The sequence below is a fragment of the Siphonobacter sp. BAB-5405 genome (genome assembly GCF_002872335.1).
GTDB lineage: Bacteria > Bacteroidota > Bacteroidia > Cytophagales > Spirosomataceae > Siphonobacter.
The window spans coordinates 11,889-28,902 of record NZ_NJAG01000001.1 but is presented as its reverse complement, the minus strand read 5'-3'; the positions used below and the strand labels follow the sequence as shown (position 1 = coordinate 28,902).

Annotated in this window: 12 protein-coding genes and 1 pseudogene; 10 read left to right on the top strand and 3 right to left on the bottom strand. The window is 47.4% G+C overall.

The features are described from left to right. The first annotated feature begins 71 nt into the window (after positions 1-71). A complete protein-coding gene (locus BWI97_RS00115; RefSeq protein WP_102199590.1) occupies positions 72-578 on the top strand; it encodes a GNAT family N-acetyltransferase in 507 nt (168 codons plus the stop codon). A 41-nt stretch (positions 579-619) separates the two neighbouring features. On the opposite strand, the gene BWI97_RS00110 is transcribed toward BWI97_RS00115, so the two are convergent. Then, positions 620-1,735: a LuxR C-terminal-related transcriptional regulator gene (locus BWI97_RS00110; RefSeq protein WP_102199589.1), complete on the bottom strand. Its 1,116-nt coding sequence runs from the start codon at positions 1,733-1,735 to the stop codon at positions 620-622. A gap of 683 nt (positions 1,736-2,418) precedes the next feature. Between BWI97_RS00110 and corA the strand changes: the two genes are divergently transcribed. From corA to BWI97_RS00075, 6 genes and pseudogenes are all read left to right on the top strand, one after another. Next, positions 2,419-3,366, top strand: coding sequence for a magnesium/cobalt transporter CorA (corA, locus tag BWI97_RS00105; RefSeq protein ID WP_094809782.1), 948 nt, complete (start codon positions 2,419-2,421; stop codon positions 3,364-3,366). A gap of 67 nt (positions 3,367-3,433) precedes the next feature. Beyond that, a complete protein-coding gene (locus BWI97_RS00100) occupies positions 3,434-6,514 on the top strand; it encodes a PVC-type heme-binding CxxCH protein (protein ID WP_102199588.1) in 3,081 nt (1,026 codons plus the stop codon). Positions 6,515-6,670: 156 nt separating this feature from the next. Then, on the top strand, positions 6,671-7,405 hold the full coding sequence (locus tag BWI97_RS00095; RefSeq protein ID WP_094809778.1) for an outer membrane beta-barrel protein: 735 nt from the start codon (positions 6,671-6,673) through the stop codon (positions 7,403-7,405). Positions 7,406-7,501: 96 nt separating this feature from the next. Continuing rightward, a pseudogene (locus BWI97_RS29165) lies at positions 7,502-8,124 on the top strand (porin family protein). Between the two features lie 71 nt (positions 8,125-8,195). After that, entirely contained in the window at positions 8,196-9,176 is a 981-nt protein-coding gene (locus BWI97_RS00080; RefSeq protein ID WP_176454157.1) for a bifunctional heptose 7-phosphate kinase/heptose 1-phosphate adenyltransferase, read from the top strand. Positions 9,177-9,222: 46 nt separating this feature from the next. Then, complete coding sequence (locus tag BWI97_RS00075) at positions 9,223-9,708, top strand: hypothetical protein (protein ID WP_102199585.1); 486 nt, start codon at positions 9,223-9,225, stop codon at positions 9,706-9,708. A gap of 71 nt (positions 9,709-9,779) precedes the next feature. Here BWI97_RS00075 and hemE read toward each other — a convergent pair whose 3' ends face one another. Then, positions 9,780-10,811, bottom strand: a complete 1,032-nt coding sequence (gene hemE, locus BWI97_RS00070) for a uroporphyrinogen decarboxylase (RefSeq protein ID WP_102199584.1) — start codon at positions 10,809-10,811, stop codon at positions 9,780-9,782. A 367-nt stretch (positions 10,812-11,178) separates the two neighbouring features. Here hemE and yihA point away from each other — a divergent pair, with 367 nt between their 5' ends. Together yihA and BWI97_RS00060 are read left to right on the top strand one after the other, a co-directional pair. Next, a complete protein-coding gene (gene yihA, locus BWI97_RS00065; RefSeq protein WP_102199719.1) occupies positions 11,179-11,790 on the top strand; it encodes a ribosome biogenesis GTP-binding protein YihA/YsxC in 612 nt (203 codons plus the stop codon). Between the two features lie 163 nt (positions 11,791-11,953). Further along, positions 11,954-12,391 (top strand): DUF5606 domain-containing protein, encoded by a 438-nt coding sequence (locus tag BWI97_RS00060; RefSeq protein ID WP_102199583.1) that lies wholly within the window; start codon positions 11,954-11,956, stop codon positions 12,389-12,391. Between the two features lie 69 nt (positions 12,392-12,460). On the opposite strand, the gene cysM is transcribed toward BWI97_RS00060, so the two are convergent. Continuing rightward, positions 12,461-13,333, bottom strand: coding sequence for a cysteine synthase CysM (gene cysM, locus BWI97_RS00055; protein ID WP_102199582.1), 873 nt, complete (start codon positions 13,331-13,333; stop codon positions 12,461-12,463). A gap of 592 nt (positions 13,334-13,925) precedes the next feature. Here cysM and BWI97_RS00050 point away from each other — a divergent pair. Then, positions 13,926-17,006 carry a SusC/RagA family TonB-linked outer membrane protein gene (locus tag BWI97_RS00050; RefSeq protein ID WP_102199581.1) on the top strand — a complete coding sequence of 1,027 codons (3,081 nt, stop codon included), beginning with the start codon at positions 13,926-13,928 and terminating at the stop codon, positions 17,004-17,006. Positions 17,007-17,014: the final 8 nt, after the last annotated feature.

Sequence of the window (17,014 nt, the reverse complement as noted above, 5' to 3'; positions counted from 1 at the left end):
AAAAGCGGAAAAGATACCTTTTCCGCTTTTTTAGTCTATATTCAATCCTTAATCAGAATTATCTCCGATTCATGATCGAAACGTCTCGTCTTCGTTTACTAGCTTGTGATCTAACGCTCTGGGAGGCCGTACTGGCCGGTAATAATGTGCTCAGCCAAGTGATTGGAGCAAACGTGCCTCGTCGCTGGAGTGAGAATACGGACGCTTTTCCAGCGTTCTATCAGCAGGTCAAGAAAGATCCTTCGCTTGAAAAATGGGGTGCACATTTGATCATTTATCGTCCGGAGAACCTGCTGATTGGCAGTTGCGGCTACAAAGGACAGCCCAACGATCAGGGAGTCGTGGAAATTGGTTACGAAATTAAAATCAGCCACCGGGATCGTGGACTGGCCACTGAAGCAGCGAATGCCCTGGTGGATTACGCCTTTACTTTTCCGGAAGTTCATACCATTGTCGCTCATACGCATGCTGAAGAAAATTCTTCGGCCAAAGTGTTAGGCAAAGTAGGCTTCCAGAAGAAAACAGAAGTACTCGACTCGGAAGAAGGCTCACTCTGGCGATGGGAACTGACTCGCTGAGCGTACCACTTTCTGAAAGTACCAGGCTTTTGGAAAGCGATTTATAAATTCCGGATCATGGCTTCCAAATCATCCTCCGGCTTCAGATTCAGGCGTTTACGCAAGCGATAGCGGGCCGTATTCGCACTTTGGGGTGAGATACCCAGAATATCGGCAATCTCCTTCGTGCTCAGATTCATCTTCAGCAAAGCCATCAGCCGCAGATCATTGGAACTGAGCGTAGAAAATTCCGCGATGATTCGCTCAAAAAAATGAGGATGGACATTCTCAAACACATCCTTGAAATAGGTCCATTTATCCTCGCCGTGCAGGTAGGTGGTAATCTGACCAGGAATTCGGCGTATATCGCTTAAATTTTCCTTTTGAATCTGCTGCCTGATTTCTTCCAGAAAACGGCTGTACTTGACTTCCTGAAGCGTATAGCTGGTTAGCTCGCGACTGCGTTGTTCCAGTTCTTCTTCCCGTTGATGCTTTTCCTGTTCCAATAGCTGAGCATACGTACCCAGTTGCTTGTTCTGTTGCTGAATCACATTCAGGTTCAGAAACATCTGTACTTCAGTGTTATAGAAGTACGTCGAAGCAATGAAGAGCATGACGGTCACGCCCGTACACTCAAAGAGCCGAATGGTTTTTTCGTCGGTATTCGCCAGCGGGGTAATGTAAATCAAAAGCAGCATCGAAAGCAGACCCACCAGCGAAATGGTTAACCGGGGCCGCCAGTCGGTCAGGAAGATAATCTGTGCTGCAATCAGAGATACGAAATAAAATACGATGGACTGCCGGGCCTTGTATACCAATAAGGAACGAATGAAGAGGTATGTACAGGTTAACGTAATGTTAGCGTAGTAGGCAAACCGGGCTTTCGCAGAGAGCTGCAGCGTTCCCCGAGGCCAGTGGGTCAAAGTATATACGGCGGTCAGTAAACAGAGCAGTAAGAGAAGTTGCGTGTAGATTAAGTATCCACCAATCCCATCATCAAAGGACTGCTCTCTTCGATAGGCGACCCAATCCAGAATAATTAACTCCAGAAAATAGGCGGCCGTGGCCCAGGCAAGTAAATAAATACGGCTACGGATTAATTGAATACGATGCTGACTAAATGCTTTGGCGTATTCATTCGGAACTCGTTTAAAAAGGCGGATAATAGATAAGGACATTCAGGCGGAATTAATTCATAACAAAAATGTATGTAAAAACACTATTTTACAATCTGTCTATTGAAAGTCTATCTATAAAAATTGCATTATGTACTGATAGTAACCACTTTTGTATCGTTGAGTCAGCAGGGACAAAGCGGATGTCTATACAGGTAAAAGAGCCGTGGGCGGGCTTGAATGGGAAATTTAACAATTATTTATTGTTGAAAAGTCGGATTAAACTCAAGCAGTTGAAATTGTATTATTACCAAAAGGTAAGTTATAGAAAAGACTTTCATCTGATTATTCATTTCCCCCATACACTTTGTACTTTTTCATCCATTTACCGCCGTTATGGAGTCTAGCAGCATCTCTTGTCCTCGTTGTAAATCAACCTCAACAAACAGACGTCGAAGACCAGCTACTGTAAAATATTTGTTCTTTTTTGTCCCCGTACGGTGGTATTTATGCGAATGCTGTCGTCGGTCATTTTTCAAGATTCGATGAGTTAACCTACCCCTGAAAACGAAAGCCTGGCTTGCAAAAGCCGGGTTTTTTTATGGTTGAAGCGAAACAATCCGGCAAGGAAGAAGCCTTCGCCCAGGAATTTTCTTCGTCTATTGCCCAGGCGAGGTCTGTATAGTTGTTTCTCTGAACACTTGTTGTTTGTTTTGAGAAACGAATCAGTATAATAGCAAGCAGACGTGGTTAGAATTTACTACAAGGAAGGAAAGCAAATCCGGCGGGAAAACGATGTGAAGGAACTGGGCCATCTAAAAAATGTGATCTGGATTGATTTACAGTCGGCTAGTCAGGAAGAAGAGGAATGGGTAGAAAATAAATACACGGTTAGTTTTCAGACCCCCCAGGAAATCGTAGAAATTGAAAGTTCCGCCCGATTTTTCGAGCAGAATGATGCGTTGAATGCCAACTCTAACTTCCTGAGTATTGATACCGAAGGCTTCCGTACCTATCCGGTTTCAATGATCCTGCGGAATGGTATCTTGTTTACCTACCGACGGGGCGACTCGAAGACCTTTGCTGATACGGTAAAGCGAATGAAAGTCACCGGTGACGAAACCTTTCAGATTGGAGCCGACATTTTCATTTTATTACTGGAAACCCGCATTGAAACCGATGCCGATTTGCTTGAATCGATATCGCGGGACGTTTCCTTGCTATCAAAATCGTTGACGGCCGACCAGAAACCGCGTCAGGAAGTACTGATTCGTATCAATACGCTCCAGGAAAATACCATGTTACTGCGGGAAACCATCATTGATAAACAGCGGGTACTTTCCAACGTACTCCGAAGTTCCCTATTTCCTGATTCGCACCGGGAACGCCTTCGGCTGGTATTGAAAGATATTAGTTCACTGCTCGAATATTCCACGTTTAACTTTGAACGCCTGGAGTATCTTCAGAACACGTTTATGGGTCTGGTCAATCTGGAGCAAAACCAGATCATCAAAATCTTTACGGTGGTAACGATTGTTTTTATGCCGCCTACGCTCATTGCGGGCATCTACGGAATGAACTTCGATCACCTGCCTTCCACGGGTTCGCCAATTGGCTTCTGGCTGTCACTGGCCTTGATGATGCTCTCCTCGCTGTCGGTACTGGGATGGTTCCGACGTAAACACTGGATTTAATCAATTTTTGGTTATATCTTTTCTGCCTTGTAGTACGAACAAAACGTTAAACAATACCTCTAAACGAATGAATACGCATCCTTTCTGGAGTAGACCGGCTCGCTGGGGGCTGGCTTTTTCGCTGGCCGGAGGGCTCTTTTCGCTGCTTGCCGTGCAGCAAAATCCCGTATCCCGAACCATCAATGCTCTAATGGATTCAGTGCTGACGGATGCTCAGAAACGACTGCCCGAGAATGCCCTGCGAACGCTAAAAACCGTAGATGGGCTGGAGGTGCGAACCTACGCAACCGAACCCATGCTACAGAATCCCACCAATATGGACGTGGATGAGCGAGGTCGCGTCTGGATTACCGAAGCGTATAACTATCGTCCGGCGATTAATGGTAACCCCACGACGGATAAAGGAGATCGTATCGTCATTCTGGAGGATACCAATGGGGACGGCAAAGCCGACGTCCAGAAAGTCTGGTATCAGGGGCCGGAACTGAATGCTCCCTTGGGCATTTTGGTACTGGGCAACAAAGCGATTGTGTCGCAAAGCCCCTATGTCTGGTTGTTTGAGGATACGGATGGCGATGACAAGGCCGATAAAAAAACGGTTATTTTCCAGGGAATTGAGGGCGAGCAGCACGACCACGGTATGCACACCTTCGTCTTCGGACCGGATGGAAAACTGTATTTTAACTTCGGAAACGAAGGAAAGCAGTTGCGGGATGCGAAGGGAAATCTCATTAAAGATCAGGATGGCGACCCCATTCAGACGGGAAATAAAAACAAGTACAAACAAGGCATGGCGTTCCGCTGTGACCCCGATTTTACGAACATAGAAGTACTGGCTCATAACTTCCGAAATCCGTTTGAACTGGCCGTAGATAGTTACGGAACCGTCTGGCAGTCCGACAACGACGACGATGGGAACAAAGGCGTACGCATCAATTACGTTCTGGAAGGGGGCAACTACGGCTACACCGATGAAATGACCGGAGCCAACTGGCCCGCCAGTCGTACCAACGAAGAAAAGGAAACGCCCCTCAAACACTGGCACCTGAATGACCCCGGCGTAGTACCTAACCTATTGCAAACCGGCAGTGGTTCGCCTACGGGGATGGTCATTTATGAAGGCGATTTACTGCCCGCCGTGTACCGAAACCAAATGATTCACTGCGAACCGGGGCACAATGTAGTCCGGAGTTATCCCGTAACACCGAGCGGAGCGGGGTATACTGCAACCATTGAAAATTTACTCAAAAATGACGGCGACCGCTGGTTCCGGCCTTCGGATGTTTCGGTGGCTCCCGACGGTTCTTTACTCATTGCCGACTGGTACGATCCGGGTGTGGGTGGTCACCAGGCGGGCGACCAGACGCGGGGCCGGGTGTACCGCGTGGCTCCGACCAACCAATCGTATACGGCTCCCAGCTATCAGTACAATGATCCCAACGGTGCTTTGATGGCCCTGCAAAGTCCGAATATGTCAGTGCGGTACAAGGCCTGGAATGCATTGATGAAGCTAGGAGATCAGGCCGTCCCAGTACTTGAAAATCTCTGGCACTCGGACGCGAATCCCCGCATGCGGGCTCGGGCGTTCTGGGTACTGGCCAAAATGAAGGGACAGCCGTACGTCGAAGAAGCCTTGAAAGATGCCAACGCCGACTTGCGAATGGCGGGTTTGCGGGCGGCTCGTCAACTGAACCTGAACGTGCTGGGGTACGTCCGTCAACTAGCGAAAGACTCGAACCCAGCCGTACGCCGCGAGTGTGCTATTGCCCTGCGGCATCAGAAGGCCCCCGAAGCCGCTGAACTCTGGGCTTCGTTGGCGGATCAGTACGATGGAAAAGACCGCTGGTATCTGGAGGCCTTAGGCGTTGGAGCTGACCGGCAGTGGGATAGTTACTTTGCGGCATATACGAAATTGCATCCGAAGCCGACGGCAACGGCCGCTGAAAAAGACATCGTTTGGCGGGCTCGTACGGATCAGGCCATTCCTTATCTGTACCAACTCATTACGGATGATCAGTTGTCGTTATCGAACGAACGGCTGCGGTACTTCCGGGCCTTTGATTTTCACCAGGGAAAAGTGAAATCAGAAACACTGGTGAAATTGTTGCAGGGCAATTCGACGCGTCAGGCGGAGTTGACCAAGCTGGCCTTGATGCACCTGGATGCGGATTTCGTTCGAAATAATCCAACTGCCAAAGCCACGTTACGGAAGCTAATGGCTACCCTCAACAACGGTGAATACCTGGTATACGCCACCCGCTACAGTTTGCCCGAAGAGAATCCTAAATTGTTGCGAACGGCTCTCGATCCGCTGGACGAAAACCTGGGCCGCATCGCGATGAATCAACTACTCGTGCAGGGTGGTGGCTCGCAGGTAAAGGCGATTTTGTACGGTAAAGACGAAGCTAAAATCCGAAAAGCTTTGACGGCTCTACGGAAGGTGGGTACGAAAGAATCCATCAGTTACCTGTCTGCTCTGGCTCTGGATAAGCGTCAGCCGAAGTGGGTACGGCAGCTGGCTACCCGTAATCTGGGCGGCTCAATGATGGGCGAAGACGAAATTCTGGTTTTACTCAAGGGTGGTAAAATCGAAAAAGAATACATTACCTATGCCGTACAGGGGGTGGCTAACGCCTGGCGAAAAGCCGTAAGTAAGGAAGCCGCCAGCTACTTAAGCGGCGAAACGACCACCGGAAAACCACTGCCCAAAATCGATGAATTACTGGCTCTGCAGGGAGACGTTCAGCGGGGGGTTAAGGTATTTGCTCAGAACTGTGCCATTTGTCACCAGATCAACGGTCAGGGAGCAGATTTTGGACCGAAACTCTCGGAAATTGGCTCTAAACTACCGAAAGAAGGGCAGTACATGGCCATTCTGTATCCTTCAGCGGGAATTAGTTTCGGCTTTGAAGGCTGGGAAGTTCAACTGAAAGATGGTTCTTCGCTGGCGGGTATCGTAGCCAGTAAAACCGAATCAGACCTGGATTTAAAATATCCCGGTGGGACGAGCCAACGCCTGAAAATGACGCAGGTGAAGAGCATGAAGCAACAGGCCGACTCCATGATGCCTTCCGGACTGCACGAAAACCTTAGCAATCAGGACTTGGCGGATTTGGTAGAATACTTGATGTCACTGAAGAAAAAATAAACGTTTGTAAGTAGAAAAACCGGGAATGCCAATTCCCGGTTTTTTTGTGAGCTGGGTATGTCAAGCATAAAAGGGTGGAAGAAGTAGCCCGCATTTTCTCGCCATTCCCGATTCCTTTTGTTTCTTTGCGGTTCGAACACGTAGTACTTCCTTCACATGAAAAAAGTCTGTCTACTGAGTATTTCTTTGTTTTTGTCTTCCCTTTCTGTCTTTGCCCAGCGTGAAGCTGACCCGCGATGGGTGTTTATGATGGGATTAAGCGGTACGGACATGAGCCGTAGCTTAGTGCCTAACACTGGCGATCCCATGATTAAACCCGCCTTTACGTTCGGTTTTGCCCGTAATATTGAACTGGTTCCTAAAATGATAGGCATCAACGTAGGGCTGCGATACAGTCCGCGGGGCTACTGGTCTGAACAACGGTCTCCGGAAAGAGAATACACGTATGGTGATAATAATACTTTCCGGTTTGCTGACCGTACCCGCAGCTGGAATGCCCTGCATTACCTGGACATTCCGCTGGATGTAGTCCTTCAGGTGGGAGGCGAACGCACGAAGTTTTATGCGTCAGCCGGAGGGTACGTAGGCTACGGCTTTTACGGAAAAAATAAGGTGCGTTTTAACAAAGTTGGTTTTGCTGCTGACTCCAGTCAGGCCGGCTTTGAGCCCGTACAGACCTATCACCGGGTAAACGTAGATCCTTTTAAAGAAAGCCTGAAACGTCTGGATTATGGCATTAACGTCTCGGTAGGGATTCGCCGGAATTATACGGTATTGGGTCTCACCTATAGCCAGGGATTAGCGAACGTATCGAATCTGGCCCGCAACGGGTCCGTTTCCAATCGTTCGTTTGGACTGTTCATCAAATACTATTTTGACGACGCATTCTAAACAAAAAGACTTTTGTCAGACTTGTATGTTCGAATCCTTATGGAGGTCATCTGCTGAAGAAGGACCTCTCTTTTGTCATCTAATCCACGATTTTGTATGAGATATTTGGTTTGGGTTTTTGTTCTGCTGTTTCCAGCGGCTGTCTGGGGACAAAGTAAATTGATATTCAAAGCGGGTGGTAATGTGTCCAGTATGAGTCAGGCATTGAGTTCGGAACTGGATGCCCCGATTTCAAAGGCGGGTTTTCACGCGGGCCTTGGTTCCGATATTCCACTGGATGCGAAAAATACACTCAGTATTCAACCCACTTTACTGTTTGTTCAACGCGGATACATTGCTGATTTTAAGGTAGGAACGCGGAGAGCGACAACGACCCTGAATTATCTGACTTGCCCGTCAATTTGATGTGGAAAATCGGTAATGAGGAAAAGAATACGAAATTCCTACTCTTTGGCGGGGGATACGTAGCCTGCGGCATTGGCGGCAAAACCCGTGAACGCGAAAACGGAAGCGTACAGAGCGAGTACAGCATTCGGTATAATTATGATCTGCAGCGGTTCGATTACGGCGTGCAGGGTGGCGTAGGTGTACAGTTTGATTACTTTCAGCTAACGGCCTTTTATCAGCAGGGACTGACGAATGTCTCGGACATGGCGACCAATGCCAAAAACCAGACGTTCGGTATCAGCTTCAGTTATTTATTTGACAACATTTTTTAGTAACCCCATTCGGCTTGCTTACCGAACGTAGGGTCCCGATCCCGGATGATGGATCACAGATCATTGAGAATATGTTATTACCAGCAGTCTTTGAGGCGTTTAATGAATTAAGTGTATTAGTGATCGGCGACGTGATGATCGACAGCTACGTATTCGGTCGCGTCGATCGTATTTCGCCCGAAGCTCCCGTTCCCGTCGTGGTCGCCCAAAACCGGGAGTTTCGTCTGGGAGGAGCCGGAAACGTACTTCTGAATGTACAGGCACTCGGAGCAAAGGCCATTGCCTGCTCGGTGATTGGGAAGGACTCCTACGGCGATGAGCTGTGTCATTTGCTGGAAAGTAAAGGACTCGCCACATTGGGAATTGTACGGAGTAAGGAACGCATTACGACGGTGAAAGAACGGATCATTGCGGGCAGTCAGCAGGTCGTACGGGTCGATACAGAAACCGACGCCCTGATTTCCAGTGAAGAACGCGAAGCGTTGCTGGTTAAAATCAGAGAGCTTGCCAGCAGTTGCCAGGTAATCATCTTTGAAGATTACGACAAAGGAGTCATCTCAAAAGAACTCATTGAAGCAGTCGTGGCAATGGCCCGCGAGCTGAATATTCCAACGGTAGTAGATCCGAAAAAGCGAAACTTCCTGCATTACAAAGGAACTACGCTTTTCAAACCCAATCTGAAAGAATTACGCGAAGGACTTAACATCAGCTTCGATGTACGCAAACCCGTTGAACTTGAATCTGCCGCCCAACAACTCAAAGAGGCCTTATCGCTGGATGGTACACTGATTACGCTTTCCGAACGCGGCGTCTATATTGATTTTCAGGAACAAAAATGCCATTTGCCCGCTCACATTCGTCAGATTGCGGACGTATCAGGGGCAGGCGATACGGTGATTAGTATCGCGGCCTGTTGCGTTGCCCTGGGGCTTTCACCTAAACAGATCGCGGGCCTTTCTAATTTAGGCGGTGGTCTCGTTTGCGAAGAAGTCGGCGTAGTACCCATCAACAAATCTCTTCTGTTATCCGAAGCCTTATTGGCTGAAGTATAGGTCGCTACGAACGCAGAAGGGACGTATGCATTGAAGACTTTTACGTATGAAAAATTACCTGTTGCTCTTGCTCGTATTGCTGGGTTTCGCCTGTGCCAAGACCAAGCCAGTTGAAGCCATTGGTGGGATAAAGCCCGTAGATATCTACACCCGGCTGGAAAAAGAAGGGTATACGACGCTTAAGAACATTGGCGGAAAATCAGGCAATAGCTGGACGAACCGGAAAAGTACGGATTCCACGGAGTACATGATCGTGACGATGAGTTCGGACGTGAATACCGTTGAATCGGTGAAGGCGACGGCAACCATCACGCCCGGCAAAAACATTCGAAATACGCTTCCCTTTTTTGTATTGATCGGAACCTTACCCTACGACGGTGCGGACCCCTCGGGTGCGATTCGCTGGCTGGAGACGAATTTCGATACGAAAAAACAGATTGAAACGACCATCGGCGACGCTACTTTCACCTTGCTTAGTCCTTCGGCTTCTTCCCGCGTGCTACGCATTGAAAAGAATAAAGCCCTCAAGTAAATAGGGTATACCAAAAAGCCCGTTCGTTCAAGTACTTGAACGAACGGGCTTTTTGCTGGTATCAAAATTCGTTAAAAACGAAATTCCTTCACGGTTTGGATGAAGCAGCGAACCTTATCCGGATCCGTATCGGGGTAAACACCGTGGCCGAGGTTGGCGATGTGTTTCTGTCCACCAAACTGACGTAGCATGTCCTGCGTTTGCTGTTTGATCTCGTCGAAATCGCTGTAGAGTACGCAAGGATCCAGATTTCCCTGTAACACCTTATCCGGAATCATTTCCCGGCTTTCGGCAATGTCCATATTCCAGTCGAGTCCTACGACCGAACAGTTGAGGGCATTCATTTCCCGCCGGGCAAAAAACGCACCTTTGGCAAACACAGTCACAGGTACTAACTCCTGAAGGGCCTCGCTGATCTGAGCAATGTAGGGTAGCGAAAATTCCCGGTACTGCTGCGGCGACAAAATGCCCGCCCAGGAATCGAAAATCTGCACCAGGTTCGCTCCGGCAGCTACCTGAGCTTTTAGGTAGGCAATGGTCGTATCGGTAATTTTCTGGAGGAGGCGGTGGGAGAGTTCCGGTTCCGCGTAGAGGTATTTCTTCGCTACCGAGAATGTCTTGGAGCCTTTGCCTTCCAGCATATAACAAAGAATCGTAAACGGTGCCCCAGCAAAACCGATGAGCGGTACGCGTCCATTGAGTTCTTTTTTGGTGATTCGAATGGCATCCAGCACGTATTTCAATTCCACCTCCGGATCGGCTACTTTCAGTTTATCTACGTCTGCCAGTGTCTTGACGGTGGTGGGGAATACCGGTCCGCGAGCTTCAATCATTTCGTAAGGCAGGCCCATGGCTTCCGGCACCACCAGAATATCGGAGAAAATAATGGCCGCATCCACGCCAAGCAAATCAACGGGCTGAATGGTGACCTCGGCCGCCAGTTCGGGCGTCGTACATAAATGGATGAAGCTACCCGCCTGAGCCCGTACGGCCCGGTATTCGGGCAAAATCCGGCCGGCCTGTCGCATCATCCATACGGGTACTCGTTCGACCTGTTCGCCCCGAGCGGCCCGTAAAAACAAATCATTCTGAAGGATTTCCATGCCACAAAGGTACGAGGGAGATGAGAGTTTGCAGTTTAGAGTTTAGAGTTTTCAATTGAGAACCGCTAGGGTTTGAATCGATTGGCCAATGCTCTTTCGGATTTGCAATCCGAAAGCGATCTGTAAGGGATTTCTAATCCCATGCCTTACCAATGCACAGCAGGCGGGTTCCGGGTTACAAATCTGGAACAGCGAGACCATTTAACGCTCTTTCGGATTTACGATAGCTGAGTTGACTGGCGGTCATTCAACAACGCTAAACGGCTGCGGTAAGTACTTCAAACGCTAAGCGACAGGGCCTCCAAACTGAAAACTCTAAACGGAAAACTCCAAACTCACTCGTACCTTTGTAGGAAATTTGGAATCGATGAAGATTAAAGAAGCCGTTTTTCTGGTTAGTAATACCGATTGGCAAAAATGCCCCGCCCCCGACCGCCCCGAATATGCCTTTATCGGACGGTCGAACGTTGGTAAATCCTCGCTGATCAATTCGCTGGTACGGCGGAAGGATCTGGCAAAGACTTCCCAAACTCCTGGTAAGACCCAATTGATCAATCATTTTTCGGTTGACAATTCCTGGTACCTAGTCGATTTACCCGGCTATGGCTACGCCAAGCTCAGCAAAAGTGAGCGGGAAAAGTTCGAACCCATGATTTTCGGGTACCTCGAAAATCGGCCTAATCTGATCTGTACGTTTGTGCTGGTGGATATTCGGCACGATCCGATGTCCATTGATCTGGAGTTTATGACGCAATTGACAGAAGCGGGGGTACCTTTTTATCTGGTGTTTACCAAAGCCGATAAACTGAGCAAATCCCAGGTAGAACCGAAGGTGAAAAAGTATCGCGATGGCTTTTTACAATTTTTTTCGGAGATGCCGAAATACTTCGTCACCTCTTCCGTTGACGGAGTAGGCCGCGACGAAATTGCGGAAGCGATTGGAGAATTGAACGCGGATTTTCGGGGTGTTCGGCGGTAATCGGGCAAGGATTGGCTACTTTTGCGATTCCATTTACCAAAAAAGGTCAATGCCTTATACGTTGAGCCTTGGTAAGGAGCCATGATATTGCTTATAATCAAACGGTTATGAGGATATTATGTGAATACGGAAAAACAGTTTGTTGTCAAATAAATTCGATTCCATGGAATTGTTGAAAGAAATCGCCCATATCTCCGGAAAGCCCGGTTTATACCGCATTTTGAAGCCTACTCGTACGGGAGTTATTGTTGAAACCATCGACGAGAAAAAAGGCCGTACCGTTGTAGGAGCAAACGCCCGGGTTTCGGTACTGAAAGAAATTTCCGTATATTCTGATAGCGAAGAAGGCTCAAAACCCCTGCCCGATATTTTTGCGGCCATTCGTGAGAAACACGGCGAAAAAGTAGAAATCGACGCTAAAAACGCCAGCGAAACTGAACTGCGTGAGTTCCTGGGTGAGGTATTTCCGGAATTCGACCGGGAGAAAGTGTATCCTTCGGACATTCGTAAAATGATTTCCTGGTATAACCTGCTATCTTCCTATCTGCCCGAAGTATTCGAGGTGAAGGAAGAAAATACGGAAGAAGAAAAAGCTGCTTAAGCTATTTCCTAGCACAAGCAAAAAGGCCGCGAAGAAATCGTTCTTCGCGGCCTTTTTCGTTAATACTGATTAGCCAAATAATTCACTCGAAAGGTACCGATCGCCCCGGTCGCAGATGATGCAGACGATGACGCCACTTTCCAGTTCGGAAGCCAGCTTCAGAGCTGCCGATACGCAGCCACCGGAACTCATACCTCCAAAAATTCCCTCGACCCGGGCCAGCTGACGCGTCATGGCTACAGCGTCGGCCTCGGCTACATCCATGGTACGGTCGACTCGACTGGGATCAAAAATCTTTGGTAGATACTCCGTAGGCCAGCGGCGAATACCGGGAATGGACGAACCTTCGGTAGGCTGACAGCCAACGATTTGAATAGCTGGATTTTGCTCTTTCAGGTACAGGGAATTGCCCATGATCGTACCCGTCGTACCCATCGAACTGACGAAATGCGTAATGGTCCCATTCGTATCCCGCCAGATTTCCGGACCGGTGCTTTTGTAATGAGCCAGGTAATTATCTGGATTGGCAAACTGATTGAGTTGGTAATGCGTACCCGCGTCAGCCTTGCTTTGAGCGTAGTCTCGGCAGGCTTCAATACTTTCCAGCAGCGTTACTTTTGCTCCGAAGGCCTCCATCGTTAATACGCGTTCGCGGGTTGAATTCTGCGGCATCACCAGCTCGATAGTCAAATCATACAGGCGGGCAATCATGGCCAGGGCAATGCCCGTGTTGCCGCTGGTTGCTTCGATCAACGACGTATTGGATTGAATATCACCCCGTTCCAACGCACTGCGAATCATATTCAGGGCCGGACGATCCTTCACGCTGCCACCGGGATTGTGCCCCTCCAGCTTGCCAAAAATCTTAACCTTGGGATTGCTATGCAACCGCGTAATTTCCACCAGCGGGGTATTACCTATAAAATCAAGAAGAGAAGCCATAATTGCAGAGCGAAAAGAATGTGTTCACCAAATGTATAGGCAACTAAAACATTACTAATCGAAAATCTGTAGAAAAGTCTTTTATTTCATCGACGTATACAATTTTGTATTAAAAAAAGAACTAATTTTGCCCATTTTTCAAACTAATCAATAACCAAAAAAGTACTTATTATAAAATTTTTTACGCTATTCCCTTAAAACAAATACTAGGATATAGACGTTGGTTGGATAAATCTCATTTGATTTTTAATTATATTGATATTCAAAAACTTTAATTTAAAATAAATTATAAATTCAGATTTCATTAACAATTATTTTAGAAAGGATTTTATATTTGCCCAGTGATTATTACAATAGTGATAGTTTTTTGCCAGTAATTTATACCTCTTCGTTAAGAAGCAAACTCTTGCTTCTTAATTAAACCTACTGAAAATTATACGAAAGGGAGCCTGAACTCGATTGCATCACCCTTAACTAAACTCATTACAGGCCTACTTTCTACTTACCTGCTAGTAAAACGTTCGTTTTACGAAGCTCGCTCTTTTGCTCTACCCTAATTCTAAACTTTTACCTACTTACAAATTCAAACAATATGGTTCAATGTAAAAAAACGTTTACCTTTTTATTTTCCCTGTTTTTGCTTGGCTGTGGATTCGTCCAAGCTCAGCAGATAACAGTAAAAGGCAAGGTAAGCGATGAGAAAGAAGCCGTTGTCGGCGTGAACGTGCTTGTGAAAGGTACTACCCGTGGAACTGTAACGGATGTAAACGGTGATTATACCCTGAACGCAGATAAAGGGAGTGTACTGGTATTTCAAGCATTAGGTTACGTAACGCAGAACGTTACGGTAGGTGATAACCCTACGATCAATGTTACCTTGGTAGCCGACAATACGCAGTTAAATGAAGTTGTTGTAACAGCTTTAGGAATTGCTCGGGATAAAAAATCATTGGGTTATGCGGTAACAGAAGTAAAAGGCTCTGACTTTACCCAAGCCCGGGAAATTAACCTGGGGAATGCTCTTTCCGGTAAAGTAGCGGGGGTAAATGCCACGGCTACGGCAACAGGTCCGGGTGGCTCGAGCCGCGTATTGATTCGTGGAAACGGGTCATTGAGTGGCAATAACCAGCCCTTATACGTAGTAAATGGCGTACCTATTGACAACACGAACCAGAATTCAGCCGGTATGTGGGGTGGTTTCGATACGGGCGATGGTTTAAACAGTATCAACCCCGATGACATTGAGTCGATTTCTGTATTGAAAGGAGGTACTGCCGCAGCTTTGTACGGTTCGCGGGCTTCGAATGGGGTCATCTTAATTACGACGAAAACAGGTAAGGGTCAAAAGGGCATTGGTGTGGAGTATAATGGTACATTCACCATGGATCGTCCCTTCCACTTCAACGACTGGCAGTATGAGTATGGTCAGGGCCGTAACGGAGCGAAGCCAACGTCACAAGATGAAGCCATCCAAACGGGTGCTTTATCTTGGGGAGCACGGATTGATGGTTCGCCTTCTATTCAGTTTGATGGCGTCTCCCGACCTTATACTGCTCAGCGTGATAACGTGAAGAACTTCTATAACAACGGTTCCACGTTCTCGAATACGGTAGCCGTTGCCGGTGGCAATGATGTAGCCAACTTCCGCTTCTCCGCTTCCAGTCTTGATTCCAAGAGTATTATTGAGAACTCGGGTTATAACCGGAAATCATTCAACTTGAGTGCGAATGCTAACCTTTCGAAAAAAGTAATTTTTGAAGGAGTGGCTCAGTACAATGTAGAAGAAGGTAAAAATCGTACGTTCCTTTCCGATACGCCGAAAAACCCCAATTACGGTGCTCAGCTAATTGCTAATACTGTTGACATTCGTTCACTGGATCCCGGTTACAATGCAGCGGGTGATGAGGTACGCTGGAACAGTAACAGCTATTCAACGAACCCTTATTTCGTAACCAACAAGGTACGTAACAATGACTTACGTAACCGTTTCCTAGGAAACTTCAGCTTGCGGTATAATGTAACGGATCACCTGTATATTCGGGGACGCATCGGTACGGATAACAACTCCATCCGTTACCTGAATGGGGAGCCTTCAGGAATTGCTTACGAAACGCGGGGTACAATGAGCCGCCGGGAATCGCAGATCAATGAAACGAACGGTGAACTGATCGTAGGATTCACGAAAGACTTCAGCAATTTCTCGGTGAATGCTTTGGTTGGTGGTAACCAAATGCGTCGGAAAATTGAAGGGCTGAACTACAACGGTCAGTACTTCATCGTTCCTTATACGTACTTCCTGAGCAATACGATCACTAAAACGCCCGGTTACGAATATTCCGCATTTGGAATCAATTCGTTATTTGCTTCGGCTGACTTTGGTTACAAGAACTTGCTTTTCTTAACCTTAACGGGTCGTCAGGACTGGTTTTCAACGCTGGCAAAAGATAAAAACAGTCTGTTCTATCCTTCAGCTGGTGTGAGTTTTGTACTGTCAGACGCCCTTAACAGTAAGCCTAGCTGGTTATCGTACGGTAAAGTCCGTGCGTCAATTGCCCAGGTAGGTGGGGGTTATCCTAGCCCATACGCCTTAACGCAACGCTATGAGCCTCAGACCAACCTGTATATTAACAACATTCCTTTAGTAAATATTAAAGGTGGTACGATCCCCAACGCGGCTTTACAGCCTAATACGTCTACGACTACCGAATTGGGTATCGAAGCTAAACTGTTCAATAATAAGTTAGGCGTTGATCTGACGTTGTACGATCGCGTGACGAAAAATGACCCTGTAACGGCATCAACTTCGGCGGCCTCTGGTTACGATAACGTACTGTTAAACGTAGGTGAGGTTCGGAACAAAGGGATTGAATTGTTACTGACGGGTACGCCGGTAAGAACCAGCGGTGGCTTCAACTGGGATGTTAGCTTTAACGTAGCATACAATGATAACCGCGTAGAACGAATTGCTCAAGGTTTGTCGCAATATGAATTGGACCAGTCGCGTACGCAGTCAGCTTACATCTATCACTTTGAAGGTCAGCCCTACGGTATGATTACAGGCTTTAAACAGAAGACAGATGCTAACGGAAATTTAGTGTACAACTCGGCTACAGGTTTGCCCATCCAAAGTGCCCTGATGGCCCTGGGTCGTGGTGTACCTCCGCTGACGACGGGTATCACGAACTCGTTCAGCTACAAAAACTTCTCCTTTAGCTTCCTGGTGGATGGTAAGTTCGGTGGTAAAATGTACTCGGCTACCAACTACTACGCTACTGCCAACGGTCTGACCAAAGAAACGCTGGTAGGCCGAGAAGGTGGCGTTACTGTTCGCGGCGTAGACGAAAACGGAGCCGAACTTACCAAAACGATCAAGGCTCAGGATTACTACTCTTCTTCAGATTATTTAAGAATTACGGATCGTTTTGTCTACAGTAGTGATTTCATCAAACTGCGTCAGTTCACGTTTGGGTATTCCCTTCCTAAATCGCTGCTAGGTAATGTAGTTCAGTCGGCAAGTTTGTCTTTAGTGGCTCGGAACCTGCTGGTGCTGTATAGTAAAGTACCTAACGTTGATCCAGAATCTAACTTTAGCAGTGGTAATGCTCAGGGGCTTGAAATGTTTGGCGTACCGCCGGCCCGTAGCTATGGTTTGAACCTGATGTTAAAATTCTAATTACAGCT

Bases quoted from the DNA above. Each gene is read 5' to 3' on its own strand.
- BWI97_RS00115 (WP_102199590.1), top strand. From the start codon at position 72: ATGATCGAAACGTCTCGTCTTCGTTTACTAGCTTGTGATCTAACGCTC.
- BWI97_RS00110 (WP_102199589.1), bottom strand. From the start codon at position 1,735: ATGTCCTTATCTATTATCCGCCTTTTTAAACGAGTTCCGAATGAATAC.
- BWI97_RS00100 (WP_102199588.1), top strand. From the start codon at position 3,434: ATGAATACGCATCCTTTCTGGAGTAGACCGGCTCGCTGGGGGCTGGCT.
- BWI97_RS00095 (WP_094809778.1), top strand. From the start codon at position 6,671: ATGAAAAAAGTCTGTCTACTGAGTATTTCTTTGTTTTTGTCTTCCCTT.
- BWI97_RS00080 (WP_176454157.1), top strand. From the start codon at position 8,196: ATGTTATTACCAGCAGTCTTTGAGGCGTTTAATGAATTAAGTGTATTA.
- BWI97_RS00075 (WP_102199585.1), top strand. From the start codon at position 9,223: ATGAAAAATTACCTGTTGCTCTTGCTCGTATTGCTGGGTTTCGCCTGT.
- hemE (WP_102199584.1), bottom strand. From the start codon at position 10,811: ATGGAAATCCTTCAGAATGATTTGTTTTTACGGGCCGCTCGGGGCGAA.
- yihA (WP_102199719.1), top strand. From the start codon at position 11,179: ATGAAGATTAAAGAAGCCGTTTTTCTGGTTAGTAATACCGATTGGCAA.
- BWI97_RS00060 (WP_102199583.1), top strand. From the start codon at position 11,954: ATGGAATTGTTGAAAGAAATCGCCCATATCTCCGGAAAGCCCGGTTTA.
- cysM (WP_102199582.1), bottom strand. From the start codon at position 13,333: ATGGCTTCTCTTCTTGATTTTATAGGTAATACCCCGCTGGTGGAAATT.
- BWI97_RS00050 (WP_102199581.1), top strand. From the start codon at position 13,926: ATGGTTCAATGTAAAAAAACGTTTACCTTTTTATTTTCCCTGTTTTTG.